Raw genomic sequence first — 15520 nt, 5'->3', positions numbered from 1 at the left:
ACCCGATAATTTTAATACATGAAAAAAATATTTTACTTATTATTTCTCGTTTCCGTTTCCTCTTTTTCGCAGGAAATTGCTTTATTGAAATATAGCGGTGGCGGCGATTGGTACTCGAATCCGACTTCTTTGCCCAATTTAATTCAATTTTGTAATGCCAATATCAATACCCGAATAAAAGCAAAACCTTCAACTGTCGAACCCGGTAATCCGGATTTGCTTTCGTATCCTTTTGTGCATATGACAGGACACGGAAATGTGGTTTTTAGCGACAGTGATATCAGTAATCTTCGGAATTATTTAACCGGGGGAGGCTTTTTGCATATCGATGACAATTACGGAATGGATCAGTACATCCGAAAAGAAATCAAAAAAATATTTCCCAATAACAATCTGGTTGAAATTCCCGCCAATCACGCTATTTTTCAGAAACCCTTTCCTTTTCCGAATGGATTGCCGAAAATTCATGAGCATGACGGTACGCGCGCACAGGCTTTTGGAATTTTCATCGAAAACAAACTCGTGCTGCTGTACACCTACGAATGTGATTTGGGCGACGGATGGGAAGATCCGGAAGTACATAACGATCCTCCTGCCGTGAGGGACAAAGCCCTTAAAATGGGTGCTAACATTATCAATTATATTTTTACCAACTAATAATCAACAGGTGCAGCTTACTCACGCAGAAAATCAATTTGAAAGAAAAACGTTTCCCGTAACGCTGGTTTGCGATCATATTTATTTTCAGCAAAACATTGGTTCCCTTTTTAGAATCGGTGAAGCGTTTGGTGTGGAAAATATTATCTTTTTAGGCAAAGACATCCCGCTGACACCCCGAAAAATAAATAAAACTTCAAGAAGTACGCACCTTCATGTACCGCATTCCACTATTGAAGAAACAGCGGATCTCATTACATACCTAATCGAAAACAACTTCGAAATTATTGCTCTGGAAATTGCCAGCAACAGCAAACCTCTCAAAGAAATCATACTTCCGCATAACAAAAAAATAGCACTTTTGATCGGAAGTGAGGTTAATGGAATATCTGACGAACTGTTAAAAATTTCGAACCAGATTGTACACATAAATATGTTCGGTAACAACAGTAGTATGAACGTTGTACAGGCTGCAAGTATCGCTTTGTACGAAATTACTTCTTAAAAAAACATCTTCTTTTTTTGTAAGAACTAGACTATACAAGGGATTGTAAAATTCTCACAAATAATTTCTTGTAAAAGTTTTGTTACAAAGATTTTTTGTTATAAAATTGCGATATTGTTTAACTAATCAACAATATTATAACAAAAAACCCCTATTATTATGAAAAAAGTTTTTTTATCTGCAATTACAGCACTTTTGCTGTTTTCTTGTCAAAATGATCAGTCTGAAGGTCTGAAATCAGAAACAAATGCTATCGCGCGTCGTGCTTGTGCTACACAGGAAGTGTTGGAAGCACAATTGAAAGCCGATCCTACTTTGGCCATCAGAATGAATCAAATCGAGGCCTTTACTTCAGAGCAATTGATTAAAGGATTCTCAGGCCGTTTGGTAAATGGCAAAATCGAAATTCCTGTTGTTGTAAACGTTCTTTACAGAACTACCGCAGAAAACATTTCAGCTACACAAATTCAATCTCAAATTGATGTGTTAAACAAAGATTTCAATGCATTAAATTCAGACTACAATAGTGTACCAGCGCTATTTGCAGGTGTGAAAGCTAATGTAGGAATCACATTTGTATTAGATCAGATTATCAGAAAATCTACTACAAAAACTTCCTGGGGAACCAATGATGCTATGAAAAAAACAGCTCAGGGTGGTTTAGCCCCAACTTCTCCAACAACAAAGCTTAACTTATGGTCTTGTACTATTGGTGGAGGAATTCTTGGTTATGCACAATTTCCTGGAGGAGCTTCTTCTACAGACGGCGTTGTAATTGATCCTAAATATTTCGGTTTATCCGGTTCTGCAAATGCACCTTATAACTTAGGAAGAACTGCTACTCACGAAGTAGGTCACTGGATGAACTTACGTCACATTTGGGGAGATGCCACTTGTGGAAGCGATTTAGTATCTGATACTCCAACACACAATACTGCTAATTATGGTGTGCCAGCTTACCCACATTACAGTACTTGTTCAGGAACTCCTGTAGAAATGACAATGAACTACATGGACTATGTTGATGATAATGCTATGTACATGTTCTCTACCGGACAAAAAAACAGAATGGCCGCGATCTTCGTTACAGGAGGTCCTAGAGCTTCTTTTGGAATCTAATCCAAAAAAATAAATAGTATGATTAAAAGCGGGATGTTATTTCATCCCGCTTTTTTTGTATTCACCAGTAAATTCAAAAGCTTTTTCCTATATTTACTCTAAAAACCTAATATGATTACATCTAAAATTATAGCTAACGGAATTTTAAGAGCTTTGGCAACGATCCTGATTATCGGGATTGTTTTGTATTTCGTATACACCATACAAACTGTAATTGTCTATTTATGCATTTCGCTTTTACTGTGTCTTATAGCCAATCCGCTGGTACAATTTTTAAAAAATAAATTGAAATTTGGTAATTCATTGGCAGCTACAACGACACTCATTCTGTTCATTTTATTAATGGTTGGTTTTATCTTCTTATTTGTTCCGCTGATTATCTCCCAGGCCAATAATTTATCTTTATTGGATACCCATAATTTACAGCAGCAATTTACGGAAACAGAACGCAGTATCGAAGCGTATTTCAATATTCCTCACGTCGATTTAAATAAAATGCTTAAAAGCTCTAAAGTAACTTCGATGCTTGATTTTAGCTATTTTACCTCCTTCATTAATTCTATTTTAGGCTTTATGGCTGATATGGGAATGGGACTTGTTTCTGTATTTTTTATTACCTTTTTCTTTGTGAAGGATCAGGATGCCTTTAAAGCATCGGCAAGACGAATTCTTCCGGACACTAATGAGGACAAAATCCTGAACTCGATTGCCAAAATAAATCATTTTCTGACCCGCTATTTTATTGGTTTGCTACTGCAACTGACCGTTGTATTTATTTTATATTTAATCGTTCTGATCATCTTCGGAAATAAAAATGCTTTTGTCATTGCGTTTTTATGTGCGATCTTAAATATTATTCCGTACATCGGACCTATTATCGGAACGGTACTGGCGGGAATCTTAACTATGATTAGTATGATCGGAAGTGATTTTCAAAGTGAAATCCTTCCCAAAACCATCTATGTAATTATCGGCTTTTTACTGGTTCAGGCTATTGATAATAATGTTAGTCAGCCCATAATTTCATCAAAAAGTGTAAATTCGCACCCGTTAGAAATATTTCTTATTACCCTAATCAGCGGAATCACTTTTGGAATTGTCGGAATGATCATCGCTATTCCGGTTTTTACTATGATAAAAGTAATTTTAAAAGAATTTTTTCCTGACAACAAAATTGTCTCCGTATTAACCGAAAGAATTTAGCCTTGAACACTTCAATTTTAAGCAAACCTATTCAGGAATTTATAACTGAAAATAGTGGTGCTTCGATTTCAAAATTAGCCCTTCAGAAAAATCCGTTTCCGGAAATTGACTGGATTTTAATTTTGAATCAGATTGAAGCCAAAGCAAAAGCGAAAGACAAACTGCCAACCTGGTTTTCAACAGAAAATATTATGTATCCCGGCAAAATTTCTGTTGAACAAACTTCTTCCGAAAGAACAGCAGCTTACAAAGCTTCGTTAATTTCCGGAGAGACCTTAATCGATCTTACAGGCGGTTTCGGGGTTGACGATTATTACTTTTCAAAAAACTTCAACAATATAACCCATTGTGAAATCAATGAAGATTTATCGGCAATCGTACAACATAATTTTGAACAGCTAAAAGTAGAAAACTGTACTTTTCATGCGGCTGATTCTACTACTGTTCTAAACGATTCCAGCCAAAAATGGGACTGGATTTATATTGACCCTTCCAGAAGAAATGATGCAAAAGGCAAAGTTTTCATGCTCAGGGACTGCCTGCCGAATGTACCTGAATTATTAGATTTTTACTTTGAAAAAACGGATGCTGTCTTAATAAAAACCGCCCCGTTACTGGATATTTCAGCAGGTCTTTCGGAATTAAAACACGTAAAAAATATTCATATCATTGCGCTTGAAAATGAGGTCAAAGAATTACTTTTCGAAATTCACAATCAGTATTCAGGGACAATAGCCATCAAAACGGCCAATATCTTAAAAGACAAAACCGAAACCTTCGAATTCATATTAGGAGACAATTCGAATTTTCCATCGTATCATGTACCGCAAAAATACCTGTACGAGCCCAATTCAGCTATTATGAAATCAGGCGGATTTGATGAAGTTAGTGTTGCTTTCCAAATCAATAAGCTTCATAAACACTCCCATTTATATACTTCAGACGAATTAATCGATTTTCCGGGAAGAGTTTTTGAAATCGAAAAATGTATTTCGTACAGTAAAAATGAGATGAAAACGGAACTTCAAAACCAACAGGCCAATGTTACCACAAGAAATTTTCCGGACACGGTAGAGAATATTCGAAAAAAATGGAAAATAAAAAATGGAGGAAATGTTTATTGTTTTTTCACAACTGATAAAAATGATCACAAAATAGTTTTAATTTGCAGAAAAATAACTTAAAAATGAAACCACTAATTACTTTAACTTTTTTTCTTTTAACCCTGACTGCATTTGCCCAAAAACCATGTGAATATAGTGTAAACGTAAACGACTCTATTGGTACTTATAAAATAACAAATGAATACCTGATGAGCGAAAAGTATTTTGGAGGCAGCTTCAGTTATGTTTTCTTTTCACTGGCACAGACAGACGGCTTACCTACCCTAAATTTACAGCTCATCCAGAAAAGCAAAGATTTTATAAAAGCAAATTGTTTTGACAAAAATTCAAAAATATTCCTTCAGCTGGAAAATGGAAAAATAGTGACGCTAATGCACATCAACCAGGAAACCTGCGGTACGCTTATTCAGGATGAAAAAGGTTTTAGCAACCGTGTCAATACAGGGATTTTTATGTTTATGAAAGACAATTACGAAGAGCTTAAAAAATCTCCCATCTCGATTATGCGAATTAAGTACCTCACAGATACAGAAGATTATATTGTAAAAAGGGAATTGACCTCTGAGCTAAACGGTAAAGTATCGCATCCGAATACGTATTTCATGGAAAACATAAGATGCGTTGAATAATTTTACTCGCATTTCCATTTTTGATTCGAAACAGGATCTTTGAGACCTGTTTTTAGATTATAATGCCACCATTCCGAATCAAAGGAATTAAAGCCATTTTGCAGCATTACACTTTTAAGGTATTTTCGGTTGGCCCTTACCGGTACCGGAAGTTTTTTAAAATTATGGCTGGCCTCAACCCCGAAAAAATCAAAAGTGGTTCCCATTTCCAGTTCTGTTCCTTCAGCATTTACCAACGAAATATCTACGGCTCCTCCTCTATTATGGATGGAGCCTTTTTTAGGATCTGCCACATACTCCGGATTCGGAACAATCTCCCACATTTTCTCCTGAATAGACAAAGGCCTGTAACAATCAAAAAGCTTTATTTTGCAGCCATTTTTCATAAATTCCCTGTTAGCAGCTATCAATGCTTTAACCGTTTTATAGCGCAGCATACATTCGGCACAATCATAAACTTTCGCTTTCAGAAAATTATCTGCTGTAGCGTACTTCATATCGTAGACAAAATCAGTACTGTAGTCTTTCAGGTTGACAAAAGTGGTATCGGCAACCACAGAATCACGAGTATATGTTTCATTTTGGGCATTTGCGGCAAAAGCCACTAAAAAAATGCCGGCAAAAAATATTTTTTTTATATCTGAATTCATGAAATTTCTCTTGTAAAGTAAGTAATCAAAAAAGTAGTTACGAATTTAATGAAATTAATCGAAAGTGAATTGAAACGCAAATAGTAAAACAAAAAGGGCGTTGCGGATTATTATTGTATTGCAGCAAAAAATTCATTTTCAGAAGACCTGTAGTCCCGCTATCCGCTGTATCTTTTACTTTTTAAAGAAAAAAGCAAAAGGATGCCGCTGCTATCGGGGCTGGAACAGCGGTTTTATTTTTAGTACCAATTTCGGTAAAATCATCCGGCACTAAATTTAACTGTAACAAAAACAGCCGATAACCGTCTTACAATTAATAATTTACAGCAACTATGAGTTCAGAAAAGAAGACAGCAAGAATCGCAGGTATATTGTATTTAATCATTGCAATTACCGGTGCCTTTGGAATTATGTATGTTCCGACACAATTATTTGTGAGCGATGATATTAATCTGACCGCAAAAAATATTCTGGACCACGAATTATTGTTTCGGTTTGGGATCTTAAGCAATTTAGTTTGTCAGACCGTATTTGTATTTCTGGCTTTAACATTATACAATTTATTTAAAAATGTCAATGCCCATTTAGCCCGTACTCTGGTCGCTTTAGTCATTGTCGGTGTGCCAATTGCATTCTTTATTATTTTTAATGAATATTACATCCTGCTCATCCTGAAAGAGAATTTCATGAACGGTTTTACTTCTACTCAGCAAAATGCACTGGCTATGTTAAGCCTGAAAATGTATGGAAACGGAAACGTTATTATTGGCATTTTCTGGGGACTGTGGCTTATTCCATTTGGACAATTAGCATATCGGTCTAATTTTATCCCAAAAATCCTGGGAATACTTTTAATCCTTGGTGGTGTGTCTTATCTGATTGATACCGCCACTTTTATTTTATTTCCCGAATATCATTCCAAAACCGGTATCTTAGTCGGACTAACCTCTGCAACCGCTGAATTTGCCATGGTGGGATGGTTATTGATAAAAGGAGTAAAAACTAAGAAATGAATTTAAACTGGAGCGACGTTCGTTGGATTTTTGAACCTGAAGGCTCATTAAGAGATATTTATATTAAAAATATAAGAATTGAAGACTGGATTGTTTTAATAGATCATCTCAATCAAAATTATGTTGTAAAATTTGGTAGTTATGACGAGAATAAAATTATAAATAAAATAGACAAAGAGTACGTTCTTCAATATTTTAGTGATCAAACTGCAGGGATGGAAACAAAATCAGCATCCATTTTCATCGATAAGATCATGATAAACCTTCATTTTTTTTCTGATGAAGAAATAGAATTTGATATTGATCCCAACGAAATAAACTCAAATAGTGACTTAGAAGCCATTATTCAATTCATGACTACTATGAGTCAAATTCTAAAAAAGGAAATCATTCTTACGGGTGAAGGAGAAAGTGAATATCCGCTTATCACAGTTGATCATCATAATAAAAAACTACTATACACAATTAAAAAATCAACATAAGCGAATCCTCCAATATAATTTTTAATAAAAAAACCTGCAAAACAAAATGTCAGCAGGATTTTTTATTTTTAGTCTTTCTTTTTGGATAGTTTTTCTTTTATCATTTTAAGTCGTACTTCAATTTCTCCTATATCCGTCAGAACCGTAGTCTGATATTTTTCCTTCGGTTCATGAATTGCATTAGGATCTTCATTTTCACTAGCAAAAAGATCATTCAGATCTACTTCCGGAAAATTCCTGCTTAAACTCATTAAAAATTCAGGGCTCATCTTAGCAGTTCTGTTTAGATATCTTCCAACCATAGCTTCACTAAAACCCATAATCAATCCTACCTCTTTTTGCTTAAGACCTTTCGCTTTAAAGAATCTTGCCAATTTTTCATTATACATCTTTTCTACCTATTTAGTATTAAATAAAACAATTCGTACATTTTTTTTAAGAAAACGTATGTTTTGTATATTATTTTTCTTACATTTACATTCTAATGCAAGATTAAGTAATAAATATCAAATATATGTCAAAATTAGTAAAAAATAATAAGGATGATGAAATGTATTCGCACAATGAACAAGCCTATAATTTCATAGATGAGCATTTGCCGTATACCTATGTTGAACCCACTATTCGGTATTTAACCCGAAATGGACAGAAACCGCCAACCAAAACCATTATTAGAAATGTAAGAAATAAAATAATTTTCAGGAACGATATTCTGCTTGCGTTAGTCGAGGTAGCCAACGAAAATAAAATAGCTGTTGAAAAAATAAAACTTCTGACCTCACAAAAAGATGACTGAGCGTTTGCGCTAACTAAATAACCGAATATGCCAACCCAAAATTTAGAAACCTCGAATTCTCCTGTAAAAACAGAATTAAACCAATTAGAGTTATCTTTAGTGAAAAACAGTGCCGAATACTTCATTGCGAAGGGGATTTCCATTGATAGTAAAAAACCACTATATGGAATGTCACCGGAACAGTATAGTGAAGGAATCAGGTTTCATAACGAATGCTTTAGTAAACTTAATGAGCTGTAACGGGAGGAGAAATAAAAAACCACTCAAAATTTTGAGTGGTTTTTTATAAATCATGTGCTGAAAATTAAAGCAGCTTAAAAAATTCCCATATTTTCAGGTTTAATCGTAAATCCCAGACGTACCATGCTTTTATGTTCCTGATAATCTATTAAACTTTCTGTGTAGCCCACAAACCACTGCAACGTGAGATAATAATTCTCGCTTTTATAAGGCCTCCAGTTTACCTGTGTCTGTAAGGATCCGTAATTGATAAGACCACTCCCTTTTCTGAAAAGAATATCGGCACTCCAGCGCCCAGGCTGTATCTGATAAGTGGCACTCGCTTCGCCATAACCCACATATTTGGTAAGTCCGGGATTATCTTCCTTATCAACAATCGGAATCCATCCTCTTAGTCCGACAATCCATCGTGGCGAAATTTGCGATTTCAGTGAAAAGGCAAGCATGTTCCAGGTTCTGGAATAAATGGAATCCCTGCCGTTTGATTCGTGTTCAAATGCTACAGATCCATAGGTAAGCCTTCCGCCTTTTAAATAAAAGGGGCGGACCAGGGCTACTCCGGGATTAAAATTAATTTCTGAAAAGGGTTTTGAGCTGGCGTAAATATCCCAAAAGGCTTTTTGGGTGTACATCAGATAGGGAAAAAAACCGCCCCATAAAGGTTTTGAATTCAATCGCAACTTAAAACTGACCTGGTATTTTACGTCGGCATTGTCGCGGGTAATATCCGTATTGACAGGTACTCCCGTCAAAAAATAATTGTCTTTGTGAACAGAAAAACTAGGTTCTTTTAATAGCGAATCGGCAGCCCGGAAATTTTTTTTAGGTTCTAATAGTTGTGAATTTACAGTGATTGAAAATAAAGAGAAGCAAATTAATAGGTATTTCAAATACATTCTTTTGGGCATAAATTGGCGTTATTTTAATTTTTAGTACCAATGTACCCTATTTCAACGAACCCTGTTAACTCAATAAATACAAGATTTAACCCAAAAACATAGTGCTTTTGTGTATTAATTAAAACTAATCCGGCATTGTGAATATTGCGTCAGGTGCAATAATGGCAATAGCAGAAGAAAATTCCATTGGTTTTCCTTTAACCGTCAGCTTTTAAAGTGGTTCCTCAACAAGAGAAAAGAACCTCTCCAACAACAGCTCCTGATGCGCATCTATACTTTTACAGACGGTGTCTGCAAGGCCTAAATATTTTTTTGAGGCAGTATGCAATTTCCACTGGCTATTAAAAAACGGCCAGTGGAATTACAAATTAATTGCAATTTGCAATTCTCGGATTATTTGATGCTCCACATTTAAAAGTATATTTGGTTTGCGGATACAGCGGCACAGGGTTATCTGTGACTTCTAATGGCGTTAATGCCTTTCCTTTATAAGACGGCATCGTTACCTGTTCTGCTGAACCATTTCCAAGAGCAACATTTTTGCCGGCTGCATTTCCATTAAAACTATAATCTATCATGGCGTCCAGTAATCTGTAAATACCATAATAATCATAAGCATCATAGGAACTTTGCGTGTTGGGCAAATCATGTTCGGCTGTATACGTGAAAGTTGGCAAAACTGATTTTTTTATTAAAATGAAATCTTTTTCAGTATTTGAAATATTAATATTTTTAAAAATATCAATGGCCAGTCTGTGATCATTAGTCACATCATCATCATATACCTGGGTGATTAGTTTTGTATTTGCCGGAAAACTTTGTAATTCAGCTTGTGAAATCTGGTACGAATACCATTGTGCCATCGCAAAAATAAAACGCCCGTTTTCTCCCCAGCCTTCATCGATAAATCCTTTGTGTGCCAGGGCAAAAGAAGCTCCTCCCCCAAAAGAATGTCCCATGAAACCCACTTTTTTAGTATCAATTATAGTCGGATAATCCGTAACTGCTTTCTTAAAACTCTGCCATAAAGTATCATATCTTTCGTCGACTGTTACTCCTGTTGTCGGATAAGGGGCAAAAACCACTACATATCCTTTTTTAGCAATAAATTCATAAAGCCCAATATTGTACGCACTTTCTTCACCCCCGTACGGATGCGAGTAAAAGATTGTTGGTTTAGGAGCGGTAATTCCTTTTGGATAAAATATTTCTACATTTTTTCCGCTGTATAAAGGACTTGGAAAACTAATTTTTGCCACAGCATAAGTTCCGTCAGCGCCATAGCCTGTTTGTGGTCTGGAAATGGGTCCTGCTAAATCATCATCTATATAGACTGCTTCCTGACCGGATTCATCCGAATCACTTTTGGAACAGGAAATTAACAAAACGAAAGACAAAAGAAAAAGTAGAAATGGTGGTTTCATATTTCATGTTTTAAGATTATGCTATAAGACTGTTTTTGCTTAAAAAGGTTTAATCGCTTTTCTCTTTTTTTTTAACTTTTTATTGTGATTATTCCCGACTTAAATAAAAATAATATGCCCTAAACAAAACTTTGTTCTTCCCGCTTTAAAAGCACTTGCAAAAGCGTAAAATAAAAAAGAGACTTCTTTTGGAAGTCTCTTTACGAATGTAATATTTTTTGTAAAGGTTATTTGTCCTTTTGATTCTTTTCTAAATAGTCTACTTTATCTTTTTCAGCCTGAACCAAACGTTCGTAAAGTTCTATTACTTTATCTAAAGGATTAAAGGTACAGTAGTGCTGTCCGCCAGCGTATATGCTGCCTTTATTATCGTTGAAACTATTAAAATAATTAATCACGCCTTCATCTGAAAAGTTCTTAATTGCTTCTACAGTAACACCCAGAGCCTTTGCCACTTCAATTAACTTTTCTTCGTCAAGCGTCTCACTGTTTTCTATAATAGAAACAGCCTGCTGATTGGTTCCTAAAGCCTGTGCCAATGCTTCCTGCTTCATGTCTTTTAGTTCACGAATACGGCTTATTTTTCGCCCTATGTGATTTGGTTTTGTTGCTGTGCTCATAGTTCAAAGATAATAATTATGAATAAAAAATTAAGAGATACATAAAAAAATGTGAGTTGTAGAACGTCTGTTGTGAAATGTGAGTCGTAAAATGTAAACTGTGAGCTGTAAACTGTAAACTGTTTTTAGTTGCCTGACAGTTCTCTTTTCAATGATACTTCCTGTTCTTTCAGAAGCCTTAATTTACATTCATATTCTGCCTGCAGTTCCAGGTTATTTTTTTCTATTGCGGTTTCTGTTCGTTTTTTAATGATTAGCAATTGCTCCTCCTGCCATTTTTCCTGCATTTTACCTGTTAGAAAACCGGCAAGTTTTAAACCATTGCGAGCCGATGTATATTTTGCCTTACACTTTTCGAGTTGCGTTGCCATAGTATTTTGCTTCTTTTGGTTCCTGATCAGCTCATCCTCACAGAACTTCATTGCCCTGGATCCCGGTCCTTTTGCGGCAGTAAAAGTATCGTCACCATCTTCATCTTGTTCTTTTAAAAAAGCAAGCATTTCGGCCAGTTTTTCATGAGCCTCTTTTGGCAGTCCACGCTGTCCCGTTGCATACATCGCCCAATTACTTAGCGGTAAGAGCAAAAAAATAGCCATATCTTGTTGCTGTAAACCTAATACTTCTCCAATATTTTTTTCTTTTTCCATCACCTGCCGTTTATTTGATTTTCTATTTTATCGCTGTGATAAACTTCATATCTATTTATTTGATATCACAATAATTGTGATAAACTTATTTTATTTTTTTAGCATATCACGAAACTTGTGATAAGGGCAGTTTTTATTTTTTCAATATCACATAGATTGCGTAAGAATCAAATTTTGTTTAGATTTTGAAACCGGAACAAATGTAGTACAAATATTACATTATAAAAAAACTATGGCAAAAAAATGTAAGGGTAATTATTACCAAAGGATATTGAGAAAAGTAATAAGTCAAAGATTTCAACGAGCTATTGTAGTTTAAAAATACTTCGGGAACTCGGGTACTAATTAAAAATGAATCAATTACGGAAAACCATAAAAACAAACTTTTTATAAACACGAACTTTAGAAAAATAATTAAATTATGCTAAAGAGAACGATTTTAATTGAAAACAAACTTTCTATAACCGCAAGAAACAACCAGCTGGTACTAAAATCAGAAATGAAAGAAAGTTCTATCCCTATTGAAGATATTGGCTTTCTTGTTCTCGATCATAATGAAATCTACCTCAGCATTCCTGCTATGAATTTACTGGTTGATAACAATACTTCTATTATTATCTGCGGAAAGAATCATCTTCCTAACGGAATGCTGCTAAACCTCAACAGTCACCATATTCAACAGGAAATATTTAAAAATCAGATCGAAGCTTCCATTCCACTAAAAAAACAATTATGGCAGCAAACCATAATTGAAAAAATAAAAAACCAAGGACAGTTACTCGAAAAAATAACCGAATCCAAGAATAGTTTTGTATTTCTGGCCAGTAAAGTATTAAGTGGTGATTCCTCTAATATGGAAGGCGTTGCGGCACAGCAATACTGGAAGCATTTTCCTCAGCCCAATTTAGAATTTAATGGAATCAAACGGGAACGATATGGTGACTATCCTAATAACTTTCTGAATTATGGCTATGCCATTTTAAGGGCTGCAACAGCAAGAGCCCTTTCCGGAAGTGGCTTATTAAATACATTAGGTATCCATCACAAAAGTAAATACAATGCTTTTGCACTTGCCGATGACATCATGGAACCGTTTCGTCCGATTGTAGATGAAAAAGTTTTTGAAATTATGCAGCGTTATGATGAACAAGAATTAAACACTGTTATTAAGGCTGAATTATTACAAATACTAACCAGGACGGTTTATTTTAGAGAAGAAAAAAGTCCTTTAATGATTGCTTTACAAAAGACTGCCAGTTCTCTTCAACAATGCTTCACAGGAAATCGAAAAAAAATTAAATATCCTGCCTTATGGAGCTTAACGGATATCGAATAATGTGGTTATTTGTTTTTTTTGATCTCCCAACAGAAACAAAAAAAGACAGACGCAATGCATCTGGATTTAGAAACAATTTATTGAAAGATGGATTTTCGATGATGCAGTATTCTGTTTACGTACGCCATTGCGCCAGTAGCGAAAGCGCCGATGTACATGAAAAGAGAATTCACAAACTACTCCCTCCTTTAGGTAAGGTAAGTGTACTTCGAATAACCGATAAACAATTTGGTAATATTTTAAATTTTTGGGGGAAAGCAGCAGTACCTTCAGCTCCTCAGCCTACTCAATTAGAATTGTTTTGATACTACATTATTTCAAATCAATAGTAACATTTAAACGTGCAAAACTAACTAGACCCCCTACAATGCAAAAAATGCCTCAATTATGGGTTATCAAACCATAAAAGAGGCATTTTCCTGAACGATATTCACGTCTAAAGTCTTATATATCAGAAGGAAACCAACCAACCAATATCGTGTTCTCTAATCTTTAATCAAACCACAACGTTCTGTTGTTTGGTGTTTTAGCATTAACCAATATCGTGTTCTCTAATCTTTAATCAAACCACAACAGGGTTAAGCCTGTTGTATTTTTAAGAGTTAATATCGTGTTCTCTAATCTTTAATCAAACCACAACTTGGTAACGCTTACATTCTCCAGAGTGAGAAATATCGTGTTCTCTAATCTTTAATCAAACCACAACTTAACGACTTTATTACAAAAAACAGCCAAAATATCGTGTTCTCTAATCTTTAATCAAACCACAACAGACCGGAAACAAACCACGATCTTAGAGTAATATCGTGTTCTCTAATCTTTAATCAAACCACAACGCTTTCAGTCTTTTCTAATCCCTCGACATTAATATCGTGTTCTCTAATCTTTAATCAAACCACAACGAACCATCTCTACGATTACCGGAAAAAAAGAATATCGTGTTCTCTAATCTTTAATCAAACCACAACTATCCGTCGACAAAACTGTCAAAGAACTGGAATATCGTGTTCTCTAATCTTTAATCAAACCACAACTTGCGATCTTTGGTTTAATGTCTGGTCAAAATATCGTGTTCTCTAATCTTTAATCAAACCACAACTATTCACCTTGGGTTATTTATCAGGCACTTAATATCGTGTTCTCTAATCTTTAATCAAACCACAACTATGCTTAGCCTTGAACAGTGGGGAGCACTAATATCGTGTTCTCTAATCTTTAATCAAACCACAACACTTTGTTCACCCTGATTCAAAAGGTCAATAATATCGTGTTCTCTAATCTTTAATCAAACCACAACGGACACGTTGTACAAGCTTTCAGTCCAACAAATATCGTGTTCTCTAATCTTTAATCAAACCACAACTTGCAATCAAACATACACATAATTTGCTGTAATATCGTGTTCTCTAATCTTTAATCAAACCACAACAGCAACGTGTTTGCCTTTTGCGTCAAACTCAATATCGTGTTCTCTAATCTTTAATCAAACCACAACTAATATGATTTAATATATCAACAAAAACAAATATCGTGTTCTCTAATCTTTAATCAAACCACAACACATCTAATCGTATCATAATGTCCACTTTTAATATCGTGTTCTCTAATCTTTAATCAAACCACAACTTAAACAACGTTTCTGCAACTGGTGCATCAAATATCGTGTTCTCTAATCTTTAATCAAACCACAACCTATCAACTCATCAATTGTTGGTTTTAAATAATATCGTGTTCTCTAATCTTTAATCAAACCACAACGCTACGTTTGTTGCATTTCCAACCGTAGATAATATCGTGTTCTCTAATCTTTAATCAAACCACAACTCAACCCCCTTGTTTACTGCCTCGGCGGTGAATATCGTGTTCTCTAATCTTTAATCAAACCACAACTTTGAGGGGATATAAAGCCAATTAACCGGCAATATCGTGTTCTCTAATCTTTAATCAAACCACAACCTACAGTATAACCAGTTGCAAAGCTTGTACAATATCGTGTTCTCTAATCTTTAATCAAACCACAACACTTTGGTATTGAAAATGAAAAAGAGCATTAATATCGTGTTCTCTAATCTTTAATCAAACCACAACGCGGCTTCGGTAACCTGGTTTAAGGCTTTTAATATCGTGTTCTCTAATCTTTAATCAAACCACAACGTATTCGTCATCAAGGATAACC

Annotated in this window: 18 protein-coding genes and 1 CRISPR repeat array (1 of these 19 only partly in view); of the genes, 12 read left to right on the top strand and 6 right to left on the bottom strand. The window is 35.0% G+C overall.

Annotated features, from left to right (window positions below; all coding sequences use genetic code 11):
* Positions 1 to 18: 18 nt before the first annotated feature.
* The 6 genes from GJU43_RS13725 (at position 19) to GJU43_RS13700 (ending at position 5237) form a co-directional block, all read left to right on the top strand.
* Positions 19 to 657: a DUF4159 domain-containing protein gene (locus GJU43_RS13725; RefSeq protein ID WP_154341323.1), complete on the top strand. Its 639-nt coding sequence runs from the start codon at positions 19 to 21 to the stop codon at positions 655 to 657.
* A 10-nt stretch (positions 658 to 667) separates the two neighbouring features.
* Positions 668 to 1162 (top strand): TrmH family RNA methyltransferase, encoded by a 495-nt coding sequence (locus tag GJU43_RS13720; protein WP_370455628.1) that lies wholly within the window; start codon positions 668 to 670, stop codon positions 1160 to 1162.
* 159 nt (positions 1163 to 1321) lie between these two features.
* The gene (locus tag GJU43_RS13715) at positions 1322 to 2281 is read left to right on the top strand and encodes a zinc metalloprotease (protein WP_154341322.1); all 960 of its coding nucleotides are present in this window, start codon (positions 1322 to 1324) and stop codon (positions 2279 to 2281) included.
* 111 nt (positions 2282 to 2392) lie between these two features.
* Entirely contained in the window at positions 2393 to 3484 is a 1092-nt protein-coding gene (locus GJU43_RS13710; RefSeq protein ID WP_154341321.1) for an AI-2E family transporter, read from the top strand.
* Between the two features lie 2 nt (positions 3485 to 3486).
* The gene (locus GJU43_RS13705) at positions 3487 to 4668 is read left to right on the top strand and encodes a class I SAM-dependent methyltransferase (protein WP_154341320.1); all 1182 of its coding nucleotides are present in this window, start codon (positions 3487 to 3489) and stop codon (positions 4666 to 4668) included.
* 2 nt (positions 4669 to 4670) lie between these two features.
* Entirely contained in the window at positions 4671 to 5237 is a 567-nt protein-coding gene (locus GJU43_RS13700; RefSeq protein ID WP_154341319.1) for a hypothetical protein, read from the top strand.
* Positions 5238 to 5239: 2 nt separating this feature from the next.
* Here the strand turns inward: GJU43_RS13700 and GJU43_RS13695 are convergent, their stop codons facing one another.
* Complete coding sequence (locus GJU43_RS13695) at positions 5240 to 5887, bottom strand: M15 family metallopeptidase (protein WP_154341318.1); 648 nt, start codon at positions 5885 to 5887, stop codon at positions 5240 to 5242.
* 332 nt (positions 5888 to 6219) lie between these two features.
* Between GJU43_RS13695 and GJU43_RS13690 the strand changes: the two genes are divergently transcribed.
* Entirely contained in the window at positions 6220 to 6900 is a 681-nt protein-coding gene (locus GJU43_RS13690) for a DUF4386 domain-containing protein (RefSeq protein ID WP_154341317.1), read from the top strand.
* Complete coding sequence (locus GJU43_RS13685; protein ID WP_154341316.1) at positions 6897 to 7382, top strand: hypothetical protein; 486 nt, start codon at positions 6897 to 6899, stop codon at positions 7380 to 7382. Before GJU43_RS13690 ends, GJU43_RS13685 begins: the two co-directional genes overlap by 4 nt.
* 68 nt (positions 7383 to 7450) lie before the next feature.
* On the opposite strand, the gene GJU43_RS13680 is transcribed toward GJU43_RS13685, so the two are convergent.
* A complete protein-coding gene (locus GJU43_RS13680; RefSeq protein ID WP_132035157.1) occupies positions 7451 to 7771 on the bottom strand; it encodes a helix-turn-helix domain-containing protein in 321 nt (106 codons plus the stop codon).
* Between the two features lie 125 nt (positions 7772 to 7896).
* On the opposite strand from GJU43_RS13680, the gene GJU43_RS13675 reads away from it, so the two are divergent.
* Positions 7897 to 8178, top strand: coding sequence for a hypothetical protein (locus GJU43_RS13675; protein WP_154341315.1), 282 nt, complete (start codon positions 7897 to 7899; stop codon positions 8176 to 8178).
* A gap of 27 nt (positions 8179 to 8205) precedes the next feature.
* Positions 8206 to 8418, top strand: coding sequence for a hypothetical protein (locus GJU43_RS13670; RefSeq protein WP_154341314.1), 213 nt, complete (start codon positions 8206 to 8208; stop codon positions 8416 to 8418).
* A 74-nt stretch (positions 8419 to 8492) separates the two neighbouring features.
* Here GJU43_RS13670 and GJU43_RS13665 read toward each other — a convergent pair whose 3' ends face one another.
* The 4 genes from GJU43_RS13665 to GJU43_RS13650 form a co-directional block, all read right to left on the bottom strand.
* Complete coding sequence (locus tag GJU43_RS13665; RefSeq protein ID WP_154341429.1) at positions 8493 to 9314, bottom strand: phospholipase A; 822 nt, start codon at positions 9312 to 9314, stop codon at positions 8493 to 8495.
* A 371-nt stretch (positions 9315 to 9685) separates the two neighbouring features.
* Positions 9686 to 10741 carry an alpha/beta hydrolase gene (locus tag GJU43_RS13660; protein ID WP_154341313.1) on the bottom strand — a complete coding sequence of 352 codons (1056 nt, stop codon included), beginning with the start codon at positions 10739 to 10741 and terminating at the stop codon, positions 9686 to 9688.
* A 227-nt stretch (positions 10742 to 10968) separates the two neighbouring features.
* Positions 10969 to 11361, bottom strand: a complete 393-nt coding sequence (locus GJU43_RS13655) for a helix-turn-helix domain-containing protein (RefSeq protein WP_154341312.1) — start codon at positions 11359 to 11361, stop codon at positions 10969 to 10971.
* Positions 11362 to 11486: 125 nt separating this feature from the next.
* Entirely contained in the window at positions 11487 to 12008 is a 522-nt protein-coding gene (locus tag GJU43_RS13650; RefSeq protein WP_154341311.1) for a hypothetical protein, read from the bottom strand.
* A gap of 421 nt (positions 12009 to 12429) precedes the next feature.
* Between GJU43_RS13650 and cas1 the strand changes: the two genes are divergently transcribed.
* Positions 12430 to 13344, top strand: a complete 915-nt coding sequence (gene cas1 / locus GJU43_RS13645) for a type II CRISPR-associated endonuclease Cas1 (protein WP_154341310.1) — start codon at positions 12430 to 12432, stop codon at positions 13342 to 13344.
* Complete coding sequence (gene cas2, locus GJU43_RS13640; RefSeq protein WP_154341309.1) at positions 13320 to 13649, top strand: CRISPR-associated endonuclease Cas2; 330 nt, start codon at positions 13320 to 13322, stop codon at positions 13647 to 13649. Before cas1 ends, cas2 begins: the two co-directional genes overlap by 25 nt.
* A gap of 167 nt (positions 13650 to 13816) precedes the next feature.
* Positions 13817 to 15520: a CRISPR direct-repeat array (repeat unit 36 nt; unit sequence AATATCGTGTTCTCTAATCTTTAATCAAACCACAAC) (it continues 1752 nt past the right edge of the window).

The sequence above is a fragment of the Flavobacterium sp. LC2016-23 genome (assembly GCF_009674775.1).
Classification (GTDB): domain Bacteria; phylum Bacteroidota; class Bacteroidia; order Flavobacteriales; family Flavobacteriaceae; genus Flavobacterium.
Note: the sequence above shows the minus strand (reverse complement) of the source record. Positions and strands in the feature narration are given on the sequence as shown.

Excerpts from the sequence above, each read along its gene's own strand:
- GJU43_RS13725 (WP_154341323.1), top strand. The coding sequence starts at position 19 with ATGAAAAAAATATTTTACTTATTATTTCTCGTTTCCGTTTCCTCTTTT.
- GJU43_RS13715 (WP_154341322.1), top strand. The coding sequence starts at position 1,322 with ATGAAAAAAGTTTTTTTATCTGCAATTACAGCACTTTTGCTGTTTTCT.
- GJU43_RS13710 (WP_154341321.1), top strand. The coding sequence starts at position 2,393 with ATGATTACATCTAAAATTATAGCTAACGGAATTTTAAGAGCTTTGGCA.
- GJU43_RS13700 (WP_154341319.1), top strand. The coding sequence starts at position 4,671 with ATGAAACCACTAATTACTTTAACTTTTTTTCTTTTAACCCTGACTGCA.
- GJU43_RS13695 (WP_154341318.1), bottom strand. The coding sequence starts at position 5,887 with ATGAATTCAGATATAAAAAAAATATTTTTTGCCGGCATTTTTTTAGTG.
- GJU43_RS13690 (WP_154341317.1), top strand. The coding sequence starts at position 6,220 with ATGAGTTCAGAAAAGAAGACAGCAAGAATCGCAGGTATATTGTATTTA.
- GJU43_RS13685 (WP_154341316.1), top strand. The coding sequence starts at position 6,897 with ATGAATTTAAACTGGAGCGACGTTCGTTGGATTTTTGAACCTGAAGGC.
- GJU43_RS13680 (WP_132035157.1), bottom strand. The coding sequence starts at position 7,771 with ATGTATAATGAAAAATTGGCAAGATTCTTTAAAGCGAAAGGTCTTAAG.
- GJU43_RS13675 (WP_154341315.1), top strand. The coding sequence starts at position 7,897 with ATGTCAAAATTAGTAAAAAATAATAAGGATGATGAAATGTATTCGCAC.
- GJU43_RS13670 (WP_154341314.1), top strand. The coding sequence starts at position 8,206 with ATGCCAACCCAAAATTTAGAAACCTCGAATTCTCCTGTAAAAACAGAA.
- GJU43_RS13665 (WP_154341429.1), bottom strand. The coding sequence starts at position 9,314 with ATGTATTTGAAATACCTATTAATTTGCTTCTCTTTATTTTCAATCACT.
- GJU43_RS13660 (WP_154341313.1), bottom strand. The coding sequence starts at position 10,741 with ATGAAACCACCATTTCTACTTTTTCTTTTGTCTTTCGTTTTGTTAATT.
- GJU43_RS13655 (WP_154341312.1), bottom strand. The coding sequence starts at position 11,361 with ATGAGCACAGCAACAAAACCAAATCACATAGGGCGAAAAATAAGCCGT.
- GJU43_RS13650 (WP_154341311.1), bottom strand. The coding sequence starts at position 12,008 with ATGGAAAAAGAAAAAAATATTGGAGAAGTATTAGGTTTACAGCAACAA.
- cas1 (WP_154341310.1), top strand. The coding sequence starts at position 12,430 with ATGCTAAAGAGAACGATTTTAATTGAAAACAAACTTTCTATAACCGCA.
- cas2 (WP_154341309.1), top strand. The coding sequence starts at position 13,320 with ATGGAGCTTAACGGATATCGAATAATGTGGTTATTTGTTTTTTTTGAT.